Raw genomic sequence first — 8,991 nt, 5'->3', positions numbered from 1 at the left:
ATAGACAAATGGAAAATGTATTTGACGTACTAAAAGAACGCGGTATGATCGAGCAGTGTACCAATGAGGAAGAAATCCGTAAATTATTGGGCAGCGAATCGGTCACCTTTTATATTGGCTTTGACCCGACAGCAGACAGTCTGCACGTCGGCCATTTTATTCAGATTATGGTGATGGCGCACATGCAGCGCTACGGGCACAGACCCATTGCCCTGATCGGCGGCGGCACCACCATGATCGGGGACCCTTCCGGCAGACAGGATCTGCGTCAGGTCATGACCCAGGAACGGATTGCTGAAAACGGCGAAAAATTTAAAAAGGTCTTTGAAAAATTCCTGACCTTTGAGGATGACCGTGCCATGATGGTCAACAACGCGGAATGGCTTCTGCCATTAAACTATATCAGCTTCTTAAGAGATGTGGGCGCTCACTTCTCTGTCAACCGGATGTTGACCGCAGAATGCTACAAGTCCAGAATGGAAAAGGGGCTGACCTTCCTCGAGTTTAACTACATGCTGCTGCAGGCCTATGATTTCTATGTGCTGCACAAAAACTACGGCTGCAAAATGCAGTTTGGCGGTAACGACCAGTGGTCCAATATCATCGCCGGGGCCGAGCTTGTACGCCGCAAGGACGCCCAAACCGTGTATGGTATGACCTTCTCTCTGCTGACCACCAGCGAGGGCATTAAAATGGGTAAAACCGCCAAAGGCGCGCTGTGGCTTGATCCTGAAAAAACCTCACCCTACGAGTTCTACCAGTACTGGCGGAATGTGGCAGACGCAGACGTTGAAAAATGTCTGGCCATGCTCACCTTCCTGCCCATGGATGAGGTTCACCGTCTGGGCTCCCTGGAGGGTTCTGAAATCAACAAAGCCAAGGAAATCCTGGCCTATGAGGTTACCGCCATGGTTCACAGCAAAGAGGATGCGGACAAGGCGCAGGAAGCCTCGAGAGCCTTATTTGCGGGCGGCGTAAAAACCGACGATATCCCGAGCGTGGATCTGTCAAGGGATGCGCTGGGCGACGGTATGGAAATCCTGACACTGCTGGATGCGGCTGGCCTGATCCCGACCAGAAGCGAAGGGCGCAGACTGGTACAGCAGGGTGGTATTGAAGTGGACGGCAATAAAATTACAGACATCAAGGCGCTTATCACGCCGGCCGATTTCAAGGATGACGCCATCATTGTTAAAAAGGGCAAGAAAGTCTATCGTCAGATTAAATTAGTATAAGAGGTGACCGAATTGATTAGTTCAAATCCAGTGCGGGGCGCGCGCGATATTCTGCCCCGGGAAATGCTTATCCGGGATCAGCTAGAACAGCAGATCCTGGCAATTTACAGAAGTCATGGGTTCTCGCGGATTGAAACGCCGGCCCTTGAAAATATCGATTTGCTGCTCGGCAGCGACGGCGGCGAAAACCTGAAGATGCTCTTCACGGTTTTAAAACGCGGCGACAAGCTTAAGGTACATGAGGGAAGCACTGTGTCGGATCTCTGCGATATGGGCCTGCGTTTTGATTTGACCCTGCCGCTGAGCCGTTTTTACTCAAACAATGCCGGTGAGCTGGAAACGCCTTTTAAAGCCATCCAGATTGGCAATGTGTTTCGGGCGGAGCGCCCGCAGAAGGGGCGTTACCGTTCCTTTAAGCAGTGCGACATTGATATTATCGGTGATCCTACCGTATCGGCTGAGATGGAACTGATCAACACGACCTCCAAAGCGCTCATGGCCATCGGCTTTGAGGGCTTCACCATCAAGGTGAATGACCGCAAGCTGCTCAACGCCTTTATCGCAAAGGCGGGCTTTAAGGAAGAGGATGCAGGCTCGGTCTGCATTTCTCTGGACAAGGCGGATAAAATCGGCGCGGACGGCGTGAAGAAGGAACTTATCGAAAAGGGCTATGATGAAGCCATGGTAAATGCTTTCGTGGACGAGGCGGCCACCGTTACGCTGGACAACATCGGCGACAAGGTTGACGAGCCTGAGGCGGTGGCAGATCTGAAAAGGGTCATTGAAACCAGCAACGCTTTGTCTGGCGGCAGGTATCACGTCGTCTTTGACTTTACGCTGATCCGCGGCATGGGGTATTATACCGGTCAGATTTTTGAAGTCAGCTATGGACCGTATGGTTTTTCCATTGCCGGCGGCGGGCGCTATGACAACATGATTGGCAAGTATGCTAAAAATTCGGTTCCGGCGGTTGGCTTTTCCATCGGCTTTGAACGGATCGTCAACATTCTTTTGGAGGAACAGGCAGATAAAGCGTCTGAAAACAAACGGATTCTGCTGTTCTATGACGCGGGTAAGGACGCTATGACGGAGGTCATTCCCTGTGCCGACAAGCTGAGGGCGGACGGCTACACCGTGAATCTGGTCGCCATGAAGAAGAAATTCGGCAAGCAGATCAATTATTATGAAGGCAAGGGATACGGCGGATTTATGGTTTTTGGCAGAGACGAAGAAATAAAAGCATTTTAGCAGTTCAAGGGCGTGGCTTTAGCACACGCCCTTCTCAGTTTTAATGCGAAAAAATAAATGAACGGTAAGGAAAATTATGAACAGACAAGTACATCTGATCGCAACGACAGCCTTTGGGCTGGAGAGCGTGGTAAAGGATGAAATTAAACGCCTGGGGTATGAAATCGAGGCGGTTGAAAACGGGCGGGTTTACTACACCGGCCCTCTTTCTGCCATTGTGGCGTCCAATTTATGGCTGCGGTGCGCAGACCGGGTTCTGCTGAAAATGGGGCAGTTTCGGGCAGAAACCTTTGATACGCTCTTTGAAAAAACAAAGGCGCTGCCCTGGGAGGATTGGATTCCGGTAAAAGGAGTCTTTCCCGCGGCCAAGATCACCAGCGTAAAATCCAAGCTGTTCAGCAAATCGGACGGACAGCGGATCGTGAAGAAGGCGGTGGTTGAGCGGTTGAAAAAGGTCTACGGCGTGGGCTGGTTCGAGGAGACGGAGGGACACTATCCCATCCATATCCAGATTTTAAAGGACGAAGTGGTTCTCTCCATTGACACCAGCGGCTCTGGTCTGCACAAGCGCGGCTACAGGCAGTACGGTAATGAGGCCCCGCTCAAGGAAACCATCGCAGCGGCCCTGGTTTATCTGTCGCGCTGGCAGCCACACCGCGTCTTTCTCGACCCGCTTTGCGGCTCTGGAACCATTGTCATTGAGGCGGCTCTGATGGGAAAAAACATTGCGCCGGGTTTGAAACGGAGCTTTGTTTCTGAAGAATGGCCGGCCATACCGGCGAAATTGTGGGAGGAAGCGCGGGAAAACGCTAAGGCGGCTGTCAATGACCGTGAATTCCGCCTTCTGGGGTCTGATATTGACCCGGCAGCTCTGAAGCAGGCGCGTATCAACGCAGAGCTGGCTGGCGTCACCAATTATGTGGCTTTTCAGAAGCTGCCGGTTCAGTCTGTGGCGACTAAAAGGCGTTACGGGGTCATTGTCACCAACCCGCCTTATGGCGAACGTATCGGGCAGGAAAAGGAAATTCAGGCGCTCTACCGCGATATGGGCGAGGCATTTTCCGGGCTGGAGGACTGGTCCTACTTTATTATCACGGGCTATCCGGAATTTGAGCGTTATTTTGGCAAAAAAGCCACAAAAAACCGCAAGCTCTACAACAGCACCATCAAAACCTATTTCTACCAGTATTTCGGCCCACTGCCGCCCAGAAAGCGGCGTGATGGGGAAGCGGACGACCGGTAATATTTACCGGCCGTGGGCGTTTGGGTAAAGCTGATAGGAAGCGGCAGGGATAGAACGAAAGGTGATTTTATAGTTGATAAGTCTCCACTATCCACTAAATTTTAAATAATCTTTATTTAATGATTCAATGTTAAAATAAAATAAAAATAAGCAGGTATAAAATGAAAAAGAATGATCGTAAAAAGCCACGGAACGACCGTGGACGGGAACAGAAAAAGGAAAGCTATCACCGGGCGGACCTGAAGCGGCGTGACGCGCGCAGACAGGACGATGACGGGGATGACAGCTTTGTGATTGTCGGCAAAAACCCGGTGATGGAAGCCCTTCGCTCAGAACAGCAGATCGATAAGCTTCTGATCCTCAAGGACAATAAGGACCATGTGCTGGGCACGATTGCCGAAAAGGCGCGCAAGCGGGGGATTGTGGTCCAGAGTGTGGAAAAAATCAAGCTGGAGGGTCTGGCGGACGGACAGCCGCACCAGGGTGTGGCGGCGATGATGGCGCCCTTTCCCTACAGTAGCATGGAGGATGTGCTGGCAAAAGCTGCCGCCAGGGGCGAGGAACCCCTTGTGGTGATCTTAGACCACCTGACGGATCCGCATAATCTGGGCGCGATTATCAGAAGCGCCAACCTCTGCGGGGTTCACGGCGTCATTATTCCAAAGCGTCGGTCAGCGGGCCTGACGGCCGTATCGGTCAAGGCGTCCTCAGGCGCGGTGGCCCATACCCCCATTGTCAAGGTCGGCAACCTGACACAGTGTATTGATGATCTGAAGGCAAAGGGCTTCTGGATCATGGCGGCGGATATGGACGGGGCGCCTTATTACAAAAACGATTTTAAGGGCAAGCTGGCCATCATCATTGGCAACGAGGGCAAGGGGATCAGTCCCAATGTGAAAAAACAGTGCGATTACAGCGTTTCGATTCCGCTTTACGGCGACATTGATTCTTTTAACGCGTCTGCCGCGGCGGCCATTATCCTGAGCGAGGCGGCCAGACAGCGCCACCAGTAGGTACGGTCTGTTTCGGACCGTACCGCAGCAGGGCGCGGAACCGTACAGGATGAAGGGAGGTGTCAAAAATAAAAACCTATCTGATTGTCGATGGCTACAACGTGATCCATCACTGGGCAGAGATGGAAGGGCTGACAGAATTCAGCCTGGAGGAGGCCCGTGAGGATCTGATTGAGCAGTTAAACAGCTACAGCGGGCTGATGGGCTATGAAACGGTTTTGGTTTTTGACGCCTACTCTCAGGAAAGCGGCCCGCGGCGCGAGGAAATACGCGGCCGTATCAAGGTGGTTTTTACCGAGAAGAATAAAACCGCGGATACCTATATTGAAAAGCTGGTATTCAGCCTGCCTAAGCCCTACACGGTCAAGGTGGTCACCTCAGACTATACGCTTCAGCGTGTGGTGCTGGCGGGCGGCGGGGAGCGGGTCCCGTCCCGCGAGCTGATCCAGGCCATGCGTGAGAGCGCGAAGCAGGTCAGGAAGCAGTACCGCAGAACCGAGAGCGATACCCGCAACAAGCTGGAGGACTATATGGACGACGAGGTGCTGGCGGTTATGAAAGAACTGAGAAAAGGAAATGTGGAGGATTGATGGACAAGGATCTGGAACTTGTGAAAAAAGCCCAGAGTGGTGATAAGGAAGCAGTGGTGGCCATTGTAGAAAAATACCGCTGTGTGGTGACGCAGAAGGCCCGGCCCTTTTACTATATCGGCGGCGACCAGGAGGATTTGATCCAGGAGGGCATGATTGCACTGCTGGGCGCTATCTGGGATTACCGCGAGGACCGCGGCACAAGCTTTAAAACCTTTGCCGGACTGTGTGTGGAAAACCGGATCAAAAGTGTGGTCACAAAGGCGAAGCGGCCGAAGCACAGCCCCATGGGCGATACGGTCTCACTCTACTCACCCGTTTCAGAGGACGACCCGGAGACCACGCTGCTGGATCTGGTGGCCTCCACCGCGGCGCTGGACCCCAATGAGGAGCTGGTGACCCGCGAGGCTGTGGAGCATTTCAGCCAGGTGGCTAAGAGCGAGCTCTCAGAGCTGGAAAAGCAGGTACTCTATTATTACCTGAAGGGCGCGTCCCACCAGGAGATCAGCGATAAGATCGGCCGGTCAAAAAAGGCTGTGGACAACGCGATCCAGCGGATTCGAAAAAAAATCTAAAAATTTTAATAAAAGGGCTTGACTATCCTATCAGAATAGAGTATCATATAGAAGCTGTCGATGTTGAGTCCAAATTTGCAAAGTGAATTTGGCAGCACGCATAGAACGTTAGCGGGCGTGCGGTAACGAGACAAACGCAAATGATACGGAAATTTTCCTGAAAGGTTATAAAATTTTCGAAGCATTTGTGATCCTTACATGGGGAGATGCCCGAGTGGCTAAAGGGGGCGGACTGTAAATCCGTTGACTGAGTCTACGATGGTTCGAATCCATCTCTCCCCACCAACGTTTTGTCCAAATTTATGGAGTAAATTTGGTAGTGCGCATGGAGCGTTAGCGGGCGCACGGCAACAAAACTAACGCAGATGACGAAGCAATTATCCGATAAGGATAATCGAATTGCTGAGGAATCTACGATCCTTTATACATGCCCTTGTAGCTCAGCAGGTAGAGCACCACCATGGTAAGGTGGGGGTCTCCGGTTCGAATCCGGACAAGGGCTCCATCAATTAGTATTGAAGCGACTTTCAGAAGTCGCTATTTTTATGCCTTGGAGCGTTTGCCCTAAAATTGTCCGAAAGGTAAAATTTTTAGATGTCCGAGGCTTTTTTATAAAAGATTGGGGGACAGTGTCTGGCGGTGTTTAAAAAAGGCGGCCGGCGGGTATATATATTTTCGAACACACAGACCTCTTATTTTAACGAACAATTCACTCTCCCAATTTTCTCTCGCGAAGCCCTGGCCCAGACGGCCGGGGCTTCGTTTCTTAAGAGAAACCGTATTTTCTTAAGGCGATTTGACAAGGAGTGTCGGGTCGGTTATACTAGGAGTGTATTTAAGAGAGTATCAATTGATTTCACATATTTTTGCAAGTCGTTTTTGTCTACTTAAGTTCAATGTAAGCTTGGTGACAAGAGGGTTTGCAAAAATATGTGTTTTTTTATTTTACGATTGCGAATATAATACAGTTTCTAGGAGGTACCACAATGAATAATGGTACAGTTAAATGGTTTAATGGCGATAAAGGTTTTGGTTTCATCTCAAGAGAAGACGGCGACGACGTATTCGTACACTTCTCATCCATCGTTGGCGATGGCTTCAAGACCTTAAATGACGGCGACAAGGTAACCTTTGACACCGAACAGGGCCCGCGCGGCCTGCAGGCTAAGAACGTCTGCCTGGCGTAGTCTGCCACCGATTGATCAAATTTTAAGCCGGATGCTTCCGGCTTATTTTTTTTATCCCAATTTTATTTAAGTTTTGGAACAAAAAAGCTTGAAACCCCCCGGATGCTATTGTATAATATGCTGAGTGAAGCCGTCCGGAATATGGAAAAAACGGCGCGCATCAAATCGTATCTATTTAAATTAATTTATAATCTTTAAGGAGATAACAAAATGGCTAAAGAAAAATTTGAAAGATCCAAACCACATGTTAACATTGGTACCATCGGTCACGTAGACCACGGTAAAACCACATTAACCGCAGCAATCACCACCGTATTAAACAAACGTTTCGGAACCGGTGAAGCGGTAGCCTTCGACAACATCGATAAAGCACCAGAAGAAAGAGAACGTGGGATCACCATCTCAACCGCCCACGTCGAATATGAAACCGACGCCCGCCACTACGCACACGTCGACTGCCCAGGCCATGCCGACTACGTTAAAAACATGATCACCGGCGCAGCCCAGATGGACGGCGCGATCTTAGTCGTATCCGCAGCAGACGGCCCAATGCCACAGACCCGTGAACACATCCTGTTAAGCCGTCAGGTAGGCGTACCATACATCATCGTATTCTTAAACAAAGCCGACATGGTCGACGACGAAGAATTATTAGAACTGGTTGAAATGGAAGTTCGAGAACTGTTAGACGAATACGAATTCCCAGGAGACGACACACCAATCGTTATCGGATCCGCTTTAAAAGCCTTAGAAGATCCAGACGGCGAATGGGGCGACAAAATCGTCGAACTGATGAAAGAAGTAGACGCATACATTCCAGAACCCGAACGCGACACCGACAAACCATTCTTAATGCCAGTAGAAGACGTCTTCTCCATCACCGGCCGTGGTACCGTGGCAACCGGTAGAGTCGAACGTGGCGTGGTACACGTCGGGGACGAAGTCGAAATCGTCGGGATTCACGAAATCAAAAAGACCGTTGTAACCGGGATTGAAATGTTCCGTAAGCTGTTAGATGAAGGCCGCTCCGGCGACAACATCGGCGCCCTGTTACGTGGGATCGACCGTACCATGATCGAACGTGGACAGGTACTGGCAAAACCAGGTTCCATCCACCCACACACCCACTTCACCGCCCAGGTATACGTCCTGACCAAAGAAGAAGGCGGCCGCCATACCCCATTCTTCGATGGCTACAGACCACAGTTCTACTTCAGAACAACCGACGTAACCGGTAATATCAAATTACCAGAAGGCGTCGAAATGGTCATGCCAGGGGACAACGTTGAAATGGAAATCACCCTGATCACCCCAATCGCGATCGAAGAAGGTTTACGTTTTGCGATCCGTGAAGGTGGCCGTACCGTAGGTTCCGGCGCCGTTGCTAAGATTATTACAGACTGACGCTGAGTCCGGTAACGAAGCAAATGCAAATTTTTCAAAAATCATCCGAAAGGATGAACAGGATTTTTGAAATAATTTGTAAACCAATTTAAAAAGAGAATAGAATTTAGAGGATCAGGCTTTTTCGAGCCTGATCCTTTTTTTAGTTGATCGTTGATAGTGGATAATGGATAGTTGCGGAGCAAACGGCAGCCTTTGGCTGCGTTTGATGGAGGGCGCTGGCAGTGTCGTGGCTGGCTTGATTTTATGTCCGCAATTTAAAAAAGCCTCCCGAAATCCCGAAAACTGTTTTCAAACAGCGAATTCGGGATTTCGGGAGGCCTTTTTACGGGATAAAATTAAAATTTCAGTTGCGGACACTGTATTGCAAACCAGATAAAAATGGTCGACGCCAAAAAAAGAAACCCGGCAAAGCCGGTGTTTCCACCAAAACTATCCACTATCCACTGTCAACGATCTTCCCGCCGGCCTTTCCACGATAATTCTCCATTGTCCA

At 50.3% G+C, this 8,991-nt stretch carries 8 protein-coding genes and 2 tRNA genes; all 10 read left to right on the top strand.

Translation table 11 applies throughout. The features are described 5' to 3' along the window. Positions 1–8 precede the first annotated feature (8 nt). The 10 genes from tyrS to tuf all read left to right on the top strand — a co-directional run bounded on the left by tyrS (position 9) and on the right by tuf (position 8,495). Positions 9–1,235 carry a tyrosine--tRNA ligase gene (tyrS, locus tag CPZ25_RS10485; RefSeq protein WP_096918653.1) on the top strand — a complete coding sequence of 409 codons (1,227 nt, stop codon included), beginning with the start codon at positions 9–11 and terminating at the stop codon, positions 1,233–1,235. Positions 1,236–1,238: 3 nt separating this feature from the next. After that, entirely contained in the window at positions 1,239–2,483 is a 1,245-nt protein-coding gene (gene hisS / locus CPZ25_RS10480; protein WP_243129297.1) for a histidine--tRNA ligase, read from the top strand. A 76-nt stretch (positions 2,484–2,559) separates the two neighbouring features. Beyond that, positions 2,560–3,726 carry a THUMP domain-containing class I SAM-dependent RNA methyltransferase gene (locus tag CPZ25_RS10475; protein WP_074617943.1) on the top strand — a complete coding sequence of 389 codons (1,167 nt, stop codon included), beginning with the start codon at positions 2,560–2,562 and terminating at the stop codon, positions 3,724–3,726. A gap of 161 nt (positions 3,727–3,887) precedes the next feature. Beyond that, positions 3,888–4,739 (top strand): 23S rRNA (guanosine(2251)-2'-O)-methyltransferase RlmB, encoded by an 852-nt coding sequence (gene rlmB, locus CPZ25_RS10470; protein WP_096918655.1) that lies wholly within the window; start codon positions 3,888–3,890, stop codon positions 4,737–4,739. Between the two features lie 59 nt (positions 4,740–4,798). Then, the gene (locus tag CPZ25_RS10465) at positions 4,799–5,329 is read left to right on the top strand and encodes an NYN domain-containing protein (protein ID WP_096918656.1); all 531 of its coding nucleotides are present in this window, start codon (positions 4,799–4,801) and stop codon (positions 5,327–5,329) included. Next, positions 5,329–5,904: a sigma-70 family RNA polymerase sigma factor gene (locus CPZ25_RS10460; RefSeq protein ID WP_074617941.1), complete on the top strand. Its 576-nt coding sequence runs from the start codon at positions 5,329–5,331 to the stop codon at positions 5,902–5,904. The genes CPZ25_RS10465 and CPZ25_RS10460 overlap by 1 nt, the downstream gene beginning before the upstream one ends. A gap of 200 nt (positions 5,905–6,104) precedes the next feature. Further along, positions 6,105–6,189 (top strand) — tRNA-Tyr (locus tag CPZ25_RS10455). A gap of 144 nt (positions 6,190–6,333) precedes the next feature. Then, a tRNA-Thr gene (locus tag CPZ25_RS10450) sits at positions 6,334–6,409 on the top strand. 481 nt (positions 6,410–6,890) lie between these two features. Next, entirely contained in the window at positions 6,891–7,091 is a 201-nt protein-coding gene (locus tag CPZ25_RS10445; RefSeq protein WP_038352544.1) for a cold-shock protein, read from the top strand. 210 nt (positions 7,092–7,301) lie between these two features. Then, the gene (gene tuf, locus CPZ25_RS10440; RefSeq protein WP_058693315.1) at positions 7,302–8,495 is read left to right on the top strand and encodes an elongation factor Tu; all 1,194 of its coding nucleotides are present in this window, start codon (positions 7,302–7,304) and stop codon (positions 8,493–8,495) included. Positions 8,496–8,991: the final 496 nt, after the last annotated feature.

It is taken from the genome of Eubacterium maltosivorans (assembly GCF_002441855.2).
Classification (GTDB): Bacteria; Bacillota; Clostridia; order Eubacteriales; family Eubacteriaceae; genus Eubacterium; species Eubacterium maltosivorans.
This window is presented reverse-complemented; position numbering and strand designations above follow the sequence as displayed.